The sequence below is a fragment of the Kitasatospora sp. NPDC057738 genome (assembly GCF_042798815.1).
GTDB lineage: Bacteria > Actinomycetota > Actinomycetes > Streptomycetales > Streptomycetaceae > Kitasatospora > Kitasatospora lactacystinica.
The window spans coordinates 1-14,454 of record NZ_JBHVJT010000129.1; the positions used below are offsets into that span (position 1 = coordinate 1).

Here is a 14,454-nt window from a genome sequence, read left to right on the forward strand (position 1 = left end):
GGGCTGGTCCTCCCCCAGGAAGGTCCGGGGGGGAGGTGGGGGGGGGCCCCGGGGGCCCTCCCGGGTTCGGGGGGGGGCCCGGGGAAGGGGGGCGGCCCACGGCACACTGGGCGCAGCCGGACATCCGGTGCCGCATGAGGGAGTGGTGTGATGGTGCAGGTAGCCGTGGTCACCTTCGACGGGTTCAACGAGCTCGACAGTTTCATCGCCTCCGCGCTGATCAACCGCTGCCGCAAGGACGGCCTGGAGGCCTTCATCACGACGCCCACGCCGCGGGTGACCTCGATGAACGGTGTCGAGGTCGCCGGGCAGCGCCCGATCGGGTTCGTCACCGAGGCCGACGTCGTGCTGATCGGCAGCGGGGTGCGGACGCGCGACGTGGTCGCCGACGCGCCGCTGCTCGCCCGGCTGCCGCTCGACCCCGCGCGGCAGTTGATCGGCTCCCAGTGCTCCGGCGCGCTGGTGCTGGCCCACCTCGGCCTGCTGGGCGCCATGCCGGCCTGTACGGACCTGACGAGCCGCCCGTTCGTCGAGGCCCGCGGCGTCACCGTGCTGGACGCGCCCTTCCACGCGGAGGGCAACATCGCCACGGCGGGCGGCTGCCTGGCCTCCCAGTACCTCGCGACCTGGGTGATCACCCGCACCCTCGGCGAGGACGCCGCGCGCGCCGTCCTCGACTACGTGGCCCCGGTGGGCGAGAGGCGGGAGACCGCCGACCGCGCCCTGCGCGCCGTGGGTGCCGTGGGTGCTTTGGGTGCCGTCCCCGCCGCCTCCGCGGCCCGGGCCTGAGCGGGCGAGGAGCGCGACGCAGGCGGCGATCGCCTACCTCGGGGGACGGTCGGCGTCGGTGCCGTCAGGGAGCCGCCGCACCCGGGGGGTTGAGCGGGCCCGGCCGGTGCGCGGGCGGGGCCCGGCGGCTGCGCATCGCCGAGCGCCTGACACCCTGGCCGCATGGACGCCGACGACCCGACCCCGGTCCGCCTCGACCACGTGCTGGACGGGCTGGCCGTGAACCCCGCCCTGCCCGCCGCGATGGTCCGGCGGCTGTTCGCCCGGCGGCACGGATTCGGGGAGGTGGCGGGTCGTGCGGACCTCACCGAGGACATGATCGACGAGATCGTCGCGACCGGCGACCACTGGCTCCTGCACAGTCTGGCCCTCAACGACCGGCTGCCGCACCGCTTCCGCCTGCGCCTGGCCGCCCATCCCGACGAGGGGGTGCGGGCCGCGCTCGCCGTCCGCGCCGCGACCGCGCCGAGGCGGATGCTGGAGCAGTTCGTCGACGATCCGGGTTCGAAGGTCCGCGAACACCTGACCCAGTCGGACGGCACCCCGCCCGACCTGAGGGCCCGTCTCGCCGCCGACCCCGACCCGGCGGTCCGCGCCGCGCTGGCGAAGCACTGGACGCAGGCCCCGGAGGCGGTGCGCCGGATCCTGCTCACCGACCCCGAGCCGGAGGTCCGCGCCGCCGCCTGCTCCACCTGCTCCGCGCACCCGCCGCATCCGGTACCGCCGGCGGACCTGCTGCCGGCGCTGCTGGCGGACCCGGTGACCCGGGCGGGCGCGGTGGTCCACGCCGTCCTCGACGCGGACACCGCCCGGCGGCTCGCCGAGGACCCGGACGCCAGCGTGCGCGCCGAACTCGCCCGGCATCCCGACCTGCCGCCGGCGCTGCGCGAGGCCCTGGCCGTCGATCCGGCCCTGAGCGTGCGGGTGAAGGTCTTCGCCCGTCCGGACACACCCGGGCACGAGCGGGCACGGATCCACGCCTCGGTCCACGAGGCGTCGCGGTCGACGGCCGAGCCGGGCTCCGACGCCGACGACGAGGCCTTCCTGCGCTGGTACGAGAACTCCTTCGCGCCCACGGAACTACGGATCCTGCGCCTTGACTGGGTGACGGCCGACCCGCTGCCGCACGTCGACTCGCCCTACGTCTGCTTCCGGGCCTCGGCTGCCGCCGCCAAGGACCTGCCCGCCGAGGCCGTGGCCCGACTGCTCGGCGACGAGGAGGAGTTGGTCCGCCTCACCATGGCGAACACCGCCCCGCACCTGGTCGACCCGGCGACCGCCGAGGACATCGAGCGCCGCTACCGCCGACGCGACAAGTTCACGTTCTGGTGGGACAGGGCGCAGGTCCTGACCTTCCCCCCGCAGACCCTGCGCCGCTTCGCCACCGACCCCCAGCCCCGGCTGCGCTCCCTGGCGCCCCGCGATCCGGACCTGCCCGCGGAACTCGCCGGGCAGCTGGCCGACGACCCCGAGGAGTGCGTGCGCCGGGCCGTCGCCGCCCACCGCAACCTTCCGCTCCCGTCCCTGCTGCGCCTGCTCGCCGACCCTTCCGAACACGTCGCGCGGGCCGCCGCCGCCTCGCCGTTCCTTCCCGTCGAGCACATGGAGCGGCTGCTGACCGGGGCGGGCCTGTAGCCGTCGCGGACCCGCCGTCAGGCCCTCGGGCCCCGAGTCCAGTCCCCTCAGGGCCTTCGGTCCGCCGGCCCGGCCTCGACCCGTCGCGGCACGCGCACCGGCGCGAGGAACTTCTCGTTGAGGACCAGCAGCCACGCCAGCGCGATGATGCCGACGATCGGGAGCCCGAGCAGCAGCAGGAGGAAGAGGATCGGGTGCTCGTGGCTGAACGCGTCGGCGTTGAGCCCGAAGAGCGTCACGGGACCGGCGACGACCAGCGGCACCACCAGCCAGCAGAACAGGTAGGTGCGGATCACCTCGCTCGCGCGCAGCTCGGCCTCGCCGAGGAACACGTACTCGGTGGTGGTCGTCGAGGCGCCGCCCCGTCCGGGGACGTCGACCGTCTCGCCCTCCTTGACGTAGTAGCGGCCCAGCGGCCGGATCGGCAGCATCAGCACGGTGAACCAGTGGGTGGCGAAGCAGGCGCCCTGGGCGTCCACGCGGGTCTTGCCCAGCATCGTGCGCCCGAATCCGTTGACCGTGCCCAGCCGTGGTGCCGCGCGCAGCGGCCTGACCTTGTCCGGCATCCGCCCCCCTCGTCCCCTCCCGGTGACAACTCTTGACCCCAGCATGCCAGTCGCCTGCGACAGCGTGCCCGCCGGGGCGTAGAACCCCGGCCCGGGCAGGTCACTGAAGGATCCTCGGCAGCCCGTCGGCCGGGCCGACGTCCCACGGGAGGCGTTCGCGCGCGGCGGTGCGGGGGAGGGGGGTTCGTCCGCGCGTCGCCGCCCGGAGGCGGGCGCGACGCGCAAGTGCCCTCGGCCGGCGTCGAATTCGCCCGCGCGGACAGCGGGAGAGAGGAAGGGAAGGGTAGGGCCGTCGGGGTCCTTGGAGTCGCGGACGGGTGTGAGGTCGGGGTTGCCGTCGGCGACTTCGATGAACTGGCAGCCCTGTCCGCTGTGGGGGCTCCGGCGTCAGGTGGCGGGGTGGTGCTCTTCCCTCCTGGTCGGGCGGTGGAGCAGGAAGTCGGCGGGGCCGACTTCTCGCGCCGGGTGTTCGGGCGAGCATGGACCTCGTCCATCTCGTCGGACACGAACGAGGGCCCCGTCCCGTCCCGTCCTGTCCCGGAGCGGGGCGGTCAGGTGCGGGCGTCCGGGGACGCTGTGGGCGGTCGTGGCGTTGCTGTCGCCGAGGTCGCGGGCCGAGGGATCAATCCGTGATCACGCGCACCCGGTTGGGTTCCAGGTGCAGCTCGTACGGGGTGTTGCAGTCGTTGATGAGCGTGCCCACGTGCGCGCCACAGGGGCACTGGTGGTTCATGCCTGCCTGACCGTGGAGGCCGCAGCATCCGCTGCAGTGCCTGAAGACGTCGGGGTCCTCCTGGAGGCCGGGGGCGTCGTTCGGGTGCAGGACGATCGTGTTGCGGGTGCCGGCGGACACCAGCCATCCGTCGCTGTCCGGGTCGGCGACGCCTGGGCCGCCGGCGAAGACCGGGTGGAACTCGTCGCAGGGCACGAGCGGTGCGCCCCATGGCTCGGGTTCCAGGGCGAAGAAGCCGAGCGGCACGGTCACGGTGGCACGACGTGATCCGTCGGCTTTGGGGTAGCCCTGGTCCCCCGGGCGGGCGGGCATCTCGGGCAGCTCTGTCAGCGGTCCAGTGATGGCAAGCCCGCAGGCCGAGCACACAAACACAGTCACTCTGTGTTCCTAGCATCCGGTCGTCGGCTTGCCAAAGGGATTGTCGAACCGCTGCTGGAGACACCCGCGTCGTACTTCGTTCCTGGCAGCCGGGTTACGCAGGAGCCCCAGTCACCCGGGCGACACCGTGAGAGTCGCGTCGCGCTGGATCGGCGGAGGAATCTGGTGAGACTGCGACGCTTCGCCGCCCAGAGGCGGGCGGCGAAGCGCAAGTGCCGTCAGGGGGTGTCGAATTCGCCGGTGCGGACAGCCGTGACGAAGGCCTGCCAGGCGGGAGCGGGGAAGAGGAGGGCCGGGCCGCCGGGGTCCTTGGAGTCACGCACGGGCATGACACCGCTGAAGCCGTCGGCGACCTCGATGCACTGGCCGCCCTGTCCGTTGCGGGTGCTCCTGCGCCAGGTGACGGGAGTGCTGCTCTTCCCTCCTGGCCGGGCGGTGGAGCAGGAAGTCGGCGGGGCCGACTTCTCATGCGAGGCGTTCGGAGGCGGTGAGGTGCCGGCCGTCATGGGAGCGGATGCGCGTGAGGCCGGGGCGCAGGGCATCGAGGACGCGGACGGCATAGACCTCGGCCATGCGGTCGGTGACCTCGTCGGGGGTCAGCCAGGCGATGGCGGTGGATTCGGAGGAGAGTTGTTCGGCGCCGTCCTCGGGGTGGCACCGGAAGACCAGGGCGACGATGCCGCGGGTCATGTTCTTGTAGACGCCGGTGAGCCGGTCGACGCCGACCTTGAGCCCCGTCTCCTCGTGGATTTCGCGGCGCAGGCCGTCCTCGATGGTCTCGGTGAGTTCGAGGACGCCGCCCGGAGGCTCCCAGGTGCCATTGTCGGCCCGCCGGATGGCCAGCACGCGCCCGTCCTCGCGAACGACCACGCCCGCGACGGACACGGAGTGGAGCGGCATCGGGGCGGGCCGGCAGGCGTCGTGGCTCATGGACACGAGGATAGATACCTCGTCCGCATGCGCCCGCCGCCCTCGTCGGGGCGGCGGGCGAACCGAGAGATGCGGGTTCAGGCGCTGGTACGGGCCGGGTTGGTGGGAATGCCGCTGCCCCGGGACCAGAGTTCCTCGATGTGCTCGGCGAAGCGGTCGAACATTCCGTTCTCCTCGCTGCGCCGCAGGTGCATCAGCGGGGAGTCGTGGCCGACGGTTCGGGCCAAGTGCGGGGTGACCAGGGCGTGTTCGTCGAATCGGAAGACGGACAGGCCGATGTGGTTCGGGCCGTCCTCCGGGGAGCTGAAGTGGGCCTCGACGCCCTGGGTGCCGGAGAGTTTGGACAGGTGCTCCAGCGTGACCCGGATCCGGGTGGACACGGTGAGGGCCACGTCCTCGATCTGCTCACGCCGGCGCGTCGTCTCGGACCCGGGATCGCCGAGGAGGAAGCGGATGCGGCAACCGCTCTCGGCCTTGCGCCGCAAGGTCTGGAGGAGGGCGGGCTGCTCCAGCCAGACGAAGTAGTTGGTGTACCCGGCGAGGAAGACCTCGGACCGAGCCTCGGCGATCAGCTGCGCCCAGACCGACCGAGGGCAGGCCGACCGGTGCGGATAGACGGCGAACACCTCCCGGTCGTGCCCGGTCTTGACGTTCGCCCGGACGCTGTTGGGCCAGATCACTCGTTCATCAACCCCTAAAGCCGCGCAGGCATCGATACGGTTCCGCTGATGCGGCACCAATGCCGCATCAGAGAGCCAGCGTTCCACTGTCTTAGGTGTAACACCGACCCGGGCGGCGAGCTGACGGGGAGACAGGCGGGCTGCCGTCATACCTTGCTGAAGCGCAGTGTTCAAGGGAAATCCAGAGACGTTTGGGCTTTCTTGGACCGTAGCGCCGAGCCGTGACAGGTGTCCTGGAAATGGGGCAGCTATGGGCCGTCCGGGTGTCGATGATTTCCGCATGGACCGCGTGGAAGGGAGCCGCACCCATGGGATCGAGCGCGATCAAGACACTGTCCGGCGAGTTGGAGGAGGACGGTGGTTGTCACGCTGATGCCCTCACCCGCCTTCACGGCTACGGCGTCCGGTTCGACGCCACGGCCGACCGCTACCGGGTCCGCAACGAGATGACGGGGGAGTGGCTGCGCCAACCCACCGGTGAGCTGGCCTCCTTCACCTTCTTCGGGGACGCGTACAGCGCCTGGCGCGCCTTCGAGGTCCACAAGCGGCCGGGGGAGTGAGCATCTTGTCCTCCAACCTCCGCCCGCTCGACCTCCTGCGCATGGTCGACCTGCTGCGCAAGGGGCTGCGCTACGAACGCCTCACCTTCGACGACTGAAAGCGACACCCCGTGCAAGACCCCCGCCTGCTCGCCAAGCCCCCCGTCTGCCGGCTCGGCTGCCTCGTCCTCGTCCACGGCCAGCGCGCCGCCTGAACCCCGCCCGAACCCACCGATTAACCGGTGGCTTTTCCGGCCCCCGTCCGTGGAAGCTGAGCGCATGAGCGTCGACCCGTCCTCCGACACCGCACACACCCGGGACCGGGACCGGGACCGGGACCGGGACAGGGCGGCCGTCGAACGGATCCTGGGCCGCCCCCTGAACCGCGACTGGCCCGCCGGTGCACTGCCCCCGGGCACCCGGGTCACCGTGGTCCGCGACCCGCAGTGGGACGGCCCGTGGCAGGTGGAGTTCACGGGCACCATCGACCCGATGGGGGCGCCGGAGCCCGCCGGCGACCCGCGGGCCGAGGACGGCGAACCGGCCTACTGGGTCGCCTTCGACGCACCGCAGTACGACGGCGCCGGCGAGGGCCCCTACCGCAAGGCCCAGATCTGGGCCCGCCACCTGCGCGGCGCACCGGAAACGGGCGCGTGACCCCCGCCGGATAGCTCTCACTGAGAGCTAAAATGGGGATATGACCGCGACAGAGCCGCAGACGCTCGACGTCGCGCCGGCGGACGAGTTCTCCACCCTCCTCGTCGGCATCCAGCGACTGGTCCGCCGCCGCCTGCGGCAGACGATGGACGAACCCCGCCTGCGCGGCGCCCAGGTCGAACTGCTGCGCCTGGTGACGGAAACCCCCGGACTGCGCGTCTCCGAGGCCGCCGAGGAGCTGTGCCTGGCCGGCAACTCGGTGTCCACCCTCGTCAACCAGCTCGTCGCCCTCGGCCTGCTGCGCCGCGAGACCGACCCCGCCGACCGCCGGGCCGCCCTCCTGCACGCCACCCCCGAGGCCGTCGAGCGGATCGAGGCCTGGCGCCGGCGCCGCCGCGCGCTGATGGAGGACGTCGTCGCCGGCCTGCCCGCCGACCGGCGCGAGGCCCTGGCCGCCGCCCTGCCCGCCCTGCGGCAGGTCGCCGAAGGCCTGCGCACCCTGCCCGCAGCACCCGCAGCACCCGCTACGCCCGCTACGCCCGCAGCACCCGCTACGCCCGCAGGACCCGCTACGCCCGCAGGACCCGCTACGCCCGCAGGACCCGCTACGCCCGCAGGACCGGCAGCACCCGGAGGACCCTGCGGGGAGGAGGAGCCATGAGCACCGAGGACGCGGTGGTGTGCCAGGGCCTGGAGTACGTCTTCCGCCACGGCCACGGCAGGACCACCCGGGCCGTCGACCGGATCGACCTGACCGTGCGCACCGGCGAGGTGTTCGGCCTGCTCGGCCCCAACGGCGCCGGCAAGACCACCACCATCCGCGCGATCACCACCCTGCTGCCCGTCGGCGCCGGCATGGTCCGCGTCTTCGGCCACGACGCCACCCGCCACCCCATGCAGGTGCGCCGCCTGCTCGGCTACGTCCCCCAGCAGCTGTCCGCCGACGCCGGGCTGACCGGACGCGAGAACGTCGCCCTGTTCGCCCGCGTCTTCGACGTCCCGCGCGCCGAACGCGCCCGCCGTGTCGCCCAGGCGCTGGCCGCCGTCGACCTCACCGAGGCCGCCGAGCGGATGGCCGCCACCTACTCCGGCGGCATGGTGCGCCGCCTCGAACTCGCCCAGGCCCTGGTCAGCGCCCCGCGCCTGCTCGTCCTGGACGAACCCACCATCGGCCTGGACCCGATCGCCCGCACCGGCGTGTGGGAACGCGTGGACGCCGTACGCGCCGCCACCGGCATGACCGTCCTGGTCACCACCCACTACATGGACGAGGCCGACCGCCACTGCGACCGCATCGCCCTCATGGACCGCGGCCGCATCCGCGCGCTCGGCACCCCCGCCGAGCTCAAGGAGCAGGTCCACCGGGCCGACCCGGCCCGGCCGGACCCCACCCTCGACGACGTCTTCCGCCACTTCGCCGGCCGCCAACTGGCCGACGCGACCGAAGGAGACTTCAGCGATGTCCGCCGAACCCGCCGCACCGCGGGCCGCGTCGGCTGAATCCGCCGGCGCAGCCGGTCCCGCCGGCCCCGACCTGTCCCTGCTGCTGGTGCCCCCGCGCGCCCGCACCGGCTGGCGCCTGGTGCCCGCCCGCATCGGCGCGATGTGCGCCGTCGAACTGCAGAAGCTGCGCCACGACCGCACCGAGCTGTACACCCGGGCGGTCCAGCCGGCGCTGTGGCTGCTGATCTTCGGCCAGACCTTCACCCGCCTCAAGGCGATCCCCACCGGCGGCATCCCGTACCTGGACTTCCTCGCGCCCGGCATCATCGCCCAGTCCGCGATGTTCATCGCGATCTTCTACGGCATCATGATCATCTGGGAGCGGGACTCCGGAGTCCTCACCAAACTGCTGGTCACCCCGACCCCGCGCGCCGCCCTGGTCACCGGCAAGGCCTTCGCCGCCGGGGTGAAGGCCGTCCTGCAGGCCGCGGTGGTGGTGCTGATCGCCGCCGCCCTCGGCGTCGCCATGACCTGGAACCCGCTGCGGCTGCTCGGCGTCGTCGCCGCCGTCCTGCTCGGCTCGGCGTTCTTCTCCTGCCTGTCGATGGCCATCGCCGGGATCGTGCTCACCCGCGACCGCCTGATGGGCATCGGCCAGGCCATCACCATGCCGCTGTTCTTCGCCTCCAACGCCCTCTACCCGATCGCCCTGATGCCCGGCTGGCTCCAGGCCGTCAGCAAGGCCAACCCGCTCAGCTACCAGGTCGACGCGCTGCGCGGCCTGCTCATCGGCACCCCCTCCCACCTGCTCCTGGACTTCGCCGTCCTCGCCTTCGCCACCCTCCTCGGCATCGCCGCCTCCTCCGCCCTCCTCGGGCGCCTCGCGCGCTAGGAGGGCAGGAGGGAACGGACCCCGGACCTGACGGCGTCCCGGGCCACGGTGCCGGGAAACCCGGTGACAAGCGCGCGCCGCACCGGGAGACTTCCTCCCGACAGGCCGACAGGCCGACAGAGCAGCAGAGTGGCAGAGCGGCAGACGGACGGGCCGCCGGGCCGACGGGCCGAACACCGGGAGGCAGCACCGTGGCACTGGCCAGGAAGGGCGCGCGCCGCATCGTCGTCGACGGCGTGGCGTACCGCTGGCGCGTCACCAAGCAGCACTGGTGCTGCGACTTCGAGGGCAGCACCCTGGGCTACGCGGTGGAGGACGCCGCCCACCCCGCGACGACGCTCGTCGTGGACACCGGCCGACCCACCCGGCACACCCCGGACGCGGTGCCCGCCCACGTGGTCATGCCGCGGGAGGTCGCCGCGGGCATCCGCTCCGCGCGCACCGAGGGCTGGACGCCCACCGCCAACGGGTCGCCCTTCAGGCTGCGCCTGTCCGCCGCCGGACCACCGGCCGCCTGACGGGGGCCGGTGGTCCGGCCTGCCGCGCACGCCGCGTCGCCGGGACCGTCGCCGCGTCCGCGTCCGCGTCCGCGCCCGTGTCCGCGTCCGTGTCCGTGCGGCCTCCAGGTGTGCGGGGCCCGGGCGCGCGGGTCAGGAGAGCCAGTCGGCGTAGCGGGTGGGGGCGAGGCGGGCGCGGGGATCGGTCAGGACGTCCCCCTTGACGACGGCGAACATGCCGGCGGTGGGGTCGGTGACGACGGTACGGCTGTCGCCCTTGCGGGACAGGGTGATGCGCCCCAGCTCGTCCAGGGGGAAGATCTCGGGGCCCGCGATGTTGCGGATGCCGCCCAGCGGGGCGCCCGCCGCGACCTCCGCCACCGCACGGGCCACGTCCGCGGAGGCGATCGGCTGGACCGGCGTGGCGGGCAACCGGACGGTGTCGCCGTCGGCGGTCCAGGACAGGACGGCGTCCACGAAGTCCATGAACTGCGTCGCCCGGACGATCGAGTAGGGGATCGGCCCGGCCGTGAGGATGTCCTCCTGGAGCACCTTGGCGCGGTAGTAGGCCAGCTCCGGCACCTGGTCCACGCCGACGATCGAGAGGATGACGAAGTGGCCGACGCCACCGTCGCGGGCCGCGGCCAGAAGGTTCTCCATCGAGGTCCGGAAGAAGTCGAGGGAGGCCTCGTCGAAGGTCGGGGAGTTCGTCAGGTTGACGACGACGTCGGCCCCCGCCACCGCCTCGGTCAGGCCCCGGCCGCTGATGACGTCGGCTCCGGTGGACTTGGAGTGCGGTACCGCCTCGTGCCCGGCGGCGTTCAGATCTTCGACGACCTGCGAGCCGATCAGCCCGGTACCGCCGATGACCGCGAACCTCATGACATGCCTTTCGTCGGGACCATGTCCGCAATATGGCATATGAACCCCGTGCGGGCCTGGCGTGCGCCCACCCGGGCGGGCCGTTCGCCGCGGTCGCGGGAACCGGGCGGGGAACGGGCGGGAACCGGGCGGGAACCGGGCGGGGAACGGCGCCGGCGCCGGCGCCGGCCCGTGGTGGCGGGCGGCGGCGGGCGGTGGCGGCGGGCGGTAAATCCCTTTGCCCGGCGCCGCTTTGCGGCCCGACACTGGGCGCATGCTCGGATTCGTCAGCACCGACAACGAAGCCCTCGTCTCCTGCCTGGGCGACCCCCAGCGCACGGTGGCCGCCTACCAGGAACTGCTGCGCCGCGGGCAGGACGTGCTCGGGGCGGTGCGGGCGGGCCTGTCCCACGAGAACGCGGCCGTGCGGGAGGGCTGCTGCCGGCTGCTGGACCACCTGGTCGACACCGAGTCCATGGACCAGCTCGTCGCGATGGCCGACGACCCGGACGCCCGGGTGAGGACCGCCGCCTTCCACGCCCTGGCCTGCGACCGGTGCAAGGGCGACACGTGCGCACCGGGCGCGGACCGGGTCCTCGAACCCGGGCTGCGCCACCTGGCCGACGATCCCGATCCGGGCGTGCGGGCCATGGCCGCCGAGCTCGTCGGCCGCTTCGCCCGCACCGAGCCCCGGGCCGTGGCCGCCCTGCGGGCCTCCCACGACCGGGACCCGAGCCCGGCGGTCCGCAAGAAGGCGGGCTGGTACATCCCCGGCGGCGCGATCTACGAACGCGCCGCCGCCCGTACGGCCCGGTGAACGGGCCCGGCAGCGGGCCGGGTCAGGGCGCCGGTCAGGCCCCGGTGTGGCGTACGGGGTGGCCGTCGGGGCCGGTGGTGAGCCAGGAGCCGTCGCCGAGCGGGTGGATGTCGTACGGGTCCGTGGTGCGGGCGTCGAACTCGCCGTGGACGCGGCCGGTGCGGGCGTCGAGGCGGTAGTGGCGGAACCAGTCCTCCTCGTCCTCGTCCTGGCCGACGAGGGTGGCGACGACGGTGTCGGCGCTCAGGTGGCCGCCGCTCCATTCCAGGAAGACCGTGTCCGGGTCGTGCCCGAAGTCGGCGGCGGTGCGGGTGAACAGCACGTCGCCGTCGGGGAAGGCGTGGACGGCGAGGTCGTTCTGGGCGTGGTCGACGGTCAGGAACCGGTGGCCGTCGGGTGACAGGTCGATGAGGCACCGGTCGTCCCAGGGGTAGCGGGCGAGTTCGATCCGGCCGCCGGTCAGCGACGCGCGGTGGATCACGCTGCCGTCCTGCCCCTCGCCGACGTTGAGGAGGACCTGGCCGCTCGCCGGGTGCGCCAGCTGCACGGCGCCGTGCCCGACCGTCTCCAGGTCGGCCCGGGCGAGGACGGTCCCGGTCGCGGCGTCCACGGCGACCCACTGGTCCGGGCGGCCGCGCCCGGCCATGGCGTCGGGCCGGTAGACCCACAGCACCCGCCCGTCCGGGGACAGTTCGCAGCCGGGCCGGTGGCCGAAGACCTCGTCCGCCTCCGGCTCGAACCGCGAGCGCCACAGCTGCGCGCCGTCCGCCCCCACGCAGACGGCCGCGTCGAGCGTGGTGTAGTGGGCGCGGCCCAGGTCGGCGGCGACGGCGTGGCCGACGGCCTCGTCCCCCGGCAGGGGCCGGAAGGCCGCCACGGGGGACAGCGCGCCCACGGCGCCGGCGTGCGGGGCGTAGGCGTGGACGAGCCCGTCGACGAGCCGCGTGGCGGGCCGGACGGCACGGGGGGAGGACACCATCCCCGGAGGCTACCCAACCCCCTGCCGCCGCCCCGCGCGGGGATTTCCGGCGGCCGGTTCACGCGGATGTACCGTGCGGCCTCTTACCCACGAGAGGTTCGCACGGGAGCGGACCGCTGAGAGGGAGGGCGCACGGATGGATCCGCTGACGGCCGCAGCCTTGGCGGCGGTATCGGGCGCGGGGGTGCGCATCACCGCGGTGGTGTGCCGGCACCTGCGACTGCGGTGGCGATCGCACGAGGAGTGCGCGCGCGGGAGGGTCATCGAGGCGCTTGCCCGGGTCCTGCCCGAGGGAGGCCGTTTTCGGGAGGTGCGCGGCGACGGGAGCTCGGTGACGCTGACGGTCCCGCGGCAGCCCGTTCGGCGGGGGTACGGGACGGGTGAGTGACAACGATGCGTACGACGCCGGTGTGTCCCGGCCCCTGCTCACTCCGCAGGGGCCGGAGGGTCTGCTGGCCGCCGACCGGCACTCGACGCGGGAGGACTTCGCGGAGTTCTACCGGCGTTTCACGCCGACGCTGGTCGGCTTCCTGATGTGGCAGGGCGCGCCGACGCGGCTGGCGGCGGATCTGGCCCAGGAGACGATGATCAAGGCTTTCCAGGGGTGGCGGCAGATCCGGTCGCCGGAGTCGTGGGCGCGCAAGGTCGCCTCCCGGGAACTGGTGCGGCACTTCAGCCGGGTCGAGGAGGACCCGGTCGAGCAGGTCCCCGAGACGACGGGTCTGATCCGGCGCTGTCCGGCCGAGTTGGCGGAGTGGGAGAGCCGGCACGAACTCGAGGAGCTGCTGGGTGGCCTTCCGCCCCGCCAGCGGCAGGTCCTGGCCTGGAGCGTGTCCGGCTACAGCCCGTCGGAGATCGCCGAGGAACTGGGGATCGAACCCGCCGCGGTGCGCGCCAATCTGATGAAGGCCCGCCGGGCGGTCGCCCTACGGATGAGGGACCGAGAGGAGGGGGCATGACCGGCAGGTCGGGGCCCGTGGCGGACGGCGGGGCGGTCAACCCGGACGACGAGGCGGTCAACCCGGGGATCGCCGCGCGGCTGACGAGTCTCGTCAACGGCCTCGCCGGGTTGCTGGACCTGGAGACCGGTCTGGGGGAGGTCATGGTCCACGCCCGCCACGTCGCCCTGGTCGGGGAACTCGGCACCGTGATCGACCTGGAGACCGGTCTGGCCGAGGTCCTCCGCGAGAACCCGCGCAGGGGCGAGGCGCACGCCCGAGCCGACGGCACCGGGCGGGGACCGGGGCGCCGGGAACTCGACGGGGTCGTGCAGGCACTGGATCCCCAGGTCCGACTGGCCCTGCGCCGACACCCGGTCATCGTGGCCAGCATCCGGGGCGGACTCGTGTCGCGGGCGGTGGACCTGGCCCTGCAGGTCGACCGTGACCTCGCACGCGCCCTGGTCCTCGCGCACGCGCTCGCCCGCACCGTCGCCGACGACCTCGGTCATCTGATCGCGCTTCCACGTGATGTCACCCTGGCCCGCGAGCTGTACCTCGCGGTCGACTTCGCCCTGCACCACGCCCACGACGTCCCCCGGGCACGGACCCGGGCGCGTGTCCTGGCCCACGACCTGGCGCACGATCTGGCGCACGATCTGGCGCGGGACCTCGCCCACCACCGCGCCCAGGACCTCGCGCACGCTCTCGCCCGGGATCTCGCCCGAGCCCTCGCCCGGGACCTCGACCGTGCTCCCGTGCGGGAGCTCGCGCGCGCTCTGGCGCGGGACCTCGATCACGCGGCGGGACCGCTGCTCGGCCTGCCGGGCTGCGGTGCGCTCGGCGCCCTGCTGCTGGACGGTCCGCTCGACGACTTCACCCGGGCCGACCTCAGCGACGTGGACCTGACCCGCGTCGATCTGGCCGGCATGCGCTGGTCCGTGCAGGGCACCCGGTGGCCGTCGGCGACCGATGCCGAGCAGCTCAAGAGCGGGTCACGGGAGAGCCCGCCGGGCTCCGGCGTCTATGTGATCCGGCCGGGGACGTCGACGACGGACTTCACCAGGGTGTGAATCCGTCGGCGCAGCGCCCGCGCGGGAAGTCGGCCCGGCCGACTTCC

The 14,454-nt window shown here is 73.5% G+C and carries 17 protein-coding genes and 2 pseudogenes; 11 read left to right on the forward strand and 8 right to left on the reverse strand.

Annotated features, from left to right (window positions below):
* Positions 1 to 150 precede the first annotated feature (150 nt).
* Together ACFVGO_RS38150 and ACFVGO_RS38155 are read left to right on the forward strand one after the other, a co-directional pair.
* A complete protein-coding gene (locus ACFVGO_RS38150; RefSeq protein WP_359914876.1) occupies positions 151 to 789 on the forward strand; it encodes an AraC family transcriptional regulator in 639 nt (212 codons plus the stop codon).
* Between the two features lie 162 nt (positions 790 to 951).
* Complete coding sequence (locus ACFVGO_RS38155; protein WP_380636782.1) at positions 952 to 2,424, forward strand: hypothetical protein; 1,473 nt, start codon at positions 952 to 954, stop codon at positions 2,422 to 2,424.
* A 47-nt stretch (positions 2,425 to 2,471) separates the two neighbouring features.
* Here ACFVGO_RS38155 and ACFVGO_RS38160 read toward each other — a convergent pair whose 3' ends face one another.
* From ACFVGO_RS38160 to ACFVGO_RS38185, 6 genes and pseudogenes are all read right to left on the reverse strand, one after another.
* Positions 2,472 to 2,990 carry a hypothetical protein gene (locus tag ACFVGO_RS38160; protein ID WP_359914881.1) on the reverse strand — a complete coding sequence of 173 codons (519 nt, stop codon included), beginning with the start codon at positions 2,988 to 2,990 and terminating at the stop codon, positions 2,472 to 2,474.
* Between the two features lie 273 nt (positions 2,991 to 3,263).
* Positions 3,264 to 3,365: pseudogene (locus ACFVGO_RS38165) on the reverse strand (DUF397 domain-containing protein); the annotation flags it as partial.
* 247 nt (positions 3,366 to 3,612) lie between these two features.
* Positions 3,613 to 3,975 carry a hypothetical protein gene (locus ACFVGO_RS38170; RefSeq protein ID WP_380636784.1) on the reverse strand — a complete coding sequence of 121 codons (363 nt, stop codon included), beginning with the start codon at positions 3,973 to 3,975 and terminating at the stop codon, positions 3,613 to 3,615.
* Positions 3,976 to 4,319: 344 nt separating this feature from the next.
* Positions 4,320 to 4,661, reverse strand: coding sequence for a DUF397 domain-containing protein (locus ACFVGO_RS38175; protein ID WP_380636786.1), 342 nt, complete (start codon positions 4,659 to 4,661; stop codon positions 4,320 to 4,322).
* A complete protein-coding gene (locus ACFVGO_RS38180; RefSeq protein ID WP_380636788.1) occupies positions 4,567 to 5,031 on the reverse strand; it encodes an NUDIX hydrolase in 465 nt (154 codons plus the stop codon). The genes ACFVGO_RS38175 and ACFVGO_RS38180 overlap by 95 nt, the downstream gene beginning before the upstream one ends.
* Positions 5,032 to 5,108: 77 nt before the next feature.
* Complete coding sequence (locus ACFVGO_RS38185; protein ID WP_380636790.1) at positions 5,109 to 5,711, reverse strand: DUF5919 domain-containing protein; 603 nt, start codon at positions 5,709 to 5,711, stop codon at positions 5,109 to 5,111.
* A gap of 308 nt (positions 5,712 to 6,019) precedes the next feature.
* Between ACFVGO_RS38185 and ACFVGO_RS38190 the strand changes: the two genes are divergently transcribed.
* The 6 genes and pseudogenes from ACFVGO_RS38190 (at position 6,020) to ACFVGO_RS38215 (ending at position 9,760) form a co-directional block, all read left to right on the forward strand.
* A complete protein-coding gene (locus ACFVGO_RS38190; RefSeq protein WP_380636793.1) occupies positions 6,020 to 6,271 on the forward strand; it encodes a hypothetical protein in 252 nt (83 codons plus the stop codon).
* A 258-nt stretch (positions 6,272 to 6,529) separates the two neighbouring features.
* On the forward strand, positions 6,530 to 6,907 hold the full coding sequence (locus ACFVGO_RS38195) for a ferrous iron transport protein A (protein WP_380636795.1): 378 nt from the start codon (positions 6,530 to 6,532) through the stop codon (positions 6,905 to 6,907).
* Positions 6,908 to 6,947: 40 nt separating this feature from the next.
* Positions 6,948 to 7,403, forward strand: a pseudogene (locus ACFVGO_RS38200) (MarR family winged helix-turn-helix transcriptional regulator); the annotation flags it as partial.
* Between the two features lie 161 nt (positions 7,404 to 7,564).
* Positions 7,565 to 8,407 (forward strand): ATP-binding cassette domain-containing protein, encoded by an 843-nt coding sequence (locus tag ACFVGO_RS38205; protein WP_380358456.1) that lies wholly within the window; start codon positions 7,565 to 7,567, stop codon positions 8,405 to 8,407.
* Positions 8,367 to 9,242, forward strand: a complete 876-nt coding sequence (locus tag ACFVGO_RS38210) for an ABC transporter permease (protein ID WP_359914907.1) — start codon at positions 8,367 to 8,369, stop codon at positions 9,240 to 9,242. Before ACFVGO_RS38205 ends, ACFVGO_RS38210 begins: the two co-directional genes overlap by 41 nt.
* A gap of 191 nt (positions 9,243 to 9,433) precedes the next feature.
* On the forward strand, positions 9,434 to 9,760 hold the full coding sequence (locus tag ACFVGO_RS38215) for a hypothetical protein (protein ID WP_359914910.1): 327 nt from the start codon (positions 9,434 to 9,436) through the stop codon (positions 9,758 to 9,760).
* A 132-nt stretch (positions 9,761 to 9,892) separates the two neighbouring features.
* Here the strand turns inward: ACFVGO_RS38215 and ACFVGO_RS38220 are convergent, their stop codons facing one another.
* Positions 9,893 to 10,621, reverse strand: coding sequence for an NAD(P)H-binding protein (locus tag ACFVGO_RS38220; protein WP_359914913.1), 729 nt, complete (start codon positions 10,619 to 10,621; stop codon positions 9,893 to 9,895).
* Positions 10,622 to 10,874: 253 nt separating this feature from the next.
* Here ACFVGO_RS38220 and ACFVGO_RS38225 point away from each other — a divergent pair, with 253 nt between their 5' ends.
* Complete coding sequence (locus ACFVGO_RS38225) at positions 10,875 to 11,417, forward strand: HEAT repeat domain-containing protein (RefSeq protein ID WP_380636798.1); 543 nt, start codon at positions 10,875 to 10,877, stop codon at positions 11,415 to 11,417.
* A 34-nt stretch (positions 11,418 to 11,451) separates the two neighbouring features.
* On the opposite strand, the gene ACFVGO_RS38230 is transcribed toward ACFVGO_RS38225, so the two are convergent.
* On the reverse strand, positions 11,452 to 12,396 hold the full coding sequence (locus ACFVGO_RS38230) for a hypothetical protein (protein WP_380636800.1): 945 nt from the start codon (positions 12,394 to 12,396) through the stop codon (positions 11,452 to 11,454).
* Positions 12,397 to 12,776: 380 nt separating this feature from the next.
* Here ACFVGO_RS38230 and ACFVGO_RS38235 point away from each other — a divergent pair, with 380 nt between their 5' ends.
* Entirely contained in the window at positions 12,777 to 13,355 is a 579-nt protein-coding gene (locus ACFVGO_RS38235; protein WP_359914919.1) for a sigma-70 family RNA polymerase sigma factor, read from the forward strand.
* Positions 13,352 to 14,407, forward strand: a complete 1,056-nt coding sequence (locus ACFVGO_RS38240; RefSeq protein ID WP_380636802.1) for a hypothetical protein — start codon at positions 13,352 to 13,354, stop codon at positions 14,405 to 14,407. The genes ACFVGO_RS38235 and ACFVGO_RS38240 overlap by 4 nt, the downstream gene beginning before the upstream one ends.
* The last annotated feature ends 47 nt before the right edge of the window (positions 14,408 to 14,454 follow it).

What these genes read in the sequence shown, in the direction of transcription:
- ACFVGO_RS38225 (WP_380636798.1), top strand. Translation starts at nt 10,875, where the DNA reads ATGCTCGGATTCGTCAGCACCGACAACGAAGCCCTCGTCTCCTGCCTG.
- ACFVGO_RS38160 (WP_359914881.1), bottom strand. Translation starts at nt 2,990, where the DNA reads ATGCCGGACAAGGTCAGGCCGCTGCGCGCGGCACCACGGCTGGGCACG.
- ACFVGO_RS38190 (WP_380636793.1), top strand. Translation starts at nt 6,020, where the DNA reads ATGGGATCGAGCGCGATCAAGACACTGTCCGGCGAGTTGGAGGAGGAC.
- ACFVGO_RS38240 (WP_380636802.1), top strand. Translation starts at nt 13,352, where the DNA reads ATGACCGGCAGGTCGGGGCCCGTGGCGGACGGCGGGGCGGTCAACCCG.
- ACFVGO_RS38230 (WP_380636800.1), bottom strand. Translation starts at nt 12,396, where the DNA reads ATGGTGTCCTCCCCCCGTGCCGTCCGGCCCGCCACGCGGCTCGTCGAC.
- ACFVGO_RS38175 (WP_380636786.1), bottom strand. Translation starts at nt 4,661, where the DNA reads ATGCCGTCCGCGTCCTCGATGCCCTGCGCCCCGGCCTCACGCGCATCC.
- ACFVGO_RS38195 (WP_380636795.1), top strand. Translation starts at nt 6,530, where the DNA reads ATGAGCGTCGACCCGTCCTCCGACACCGCACACACCCGGGACCGGGAC.
- ACFVGO_RS38210 (WP_359914907.1), top strand. Translation starts at nt 8,367, where the DNA reads ATGTCCGCCGAACCCGCCGCACCGCGGGCCGCGTCGGCTGAATCCGCC.
- ACFVGO_RS38155 (WP_380636782.1), top strand. Translation starts at nt 952, where the DNA reads ATGGACGCCGACGACCCGACCCCGGTCCGCCTCGACCACGTGCTGGAC.
- ACFVGO_RS38150 (WP_359914876.1), top strand. Translation starts at nt 151, where the DNA reads ATGGTGCAGGTAGCCGTGGTCACCTTCGACGGGTTCAACGAGCTCGAC.
- ACFVGO_RS38220 (WP_359914913.1), bottom strand. Translation starts at nt 10,621, where the DNA reads ATGAGGTTCGCGGTCATCGGCGGTACCGGGCTGATCGGCTCGCAGGTC.
- ACFVGO_RS38180 (WP_380636788.1), bottom strand. Translation starts at nt 5,031, where the DNA reads ATGAGCCACGACGCCTGCCGGCCCGCCCCGATGCCGCTCCACTCCGTG.
- ACFVGO_RS38205 (WP_380358456.1), top strand. Translation starts at nt 7,565, where the DNA reads ATGAGCACCGAGGACGCGGTGGTGTGCCAGGGCCTGGAGTACGTCTTC.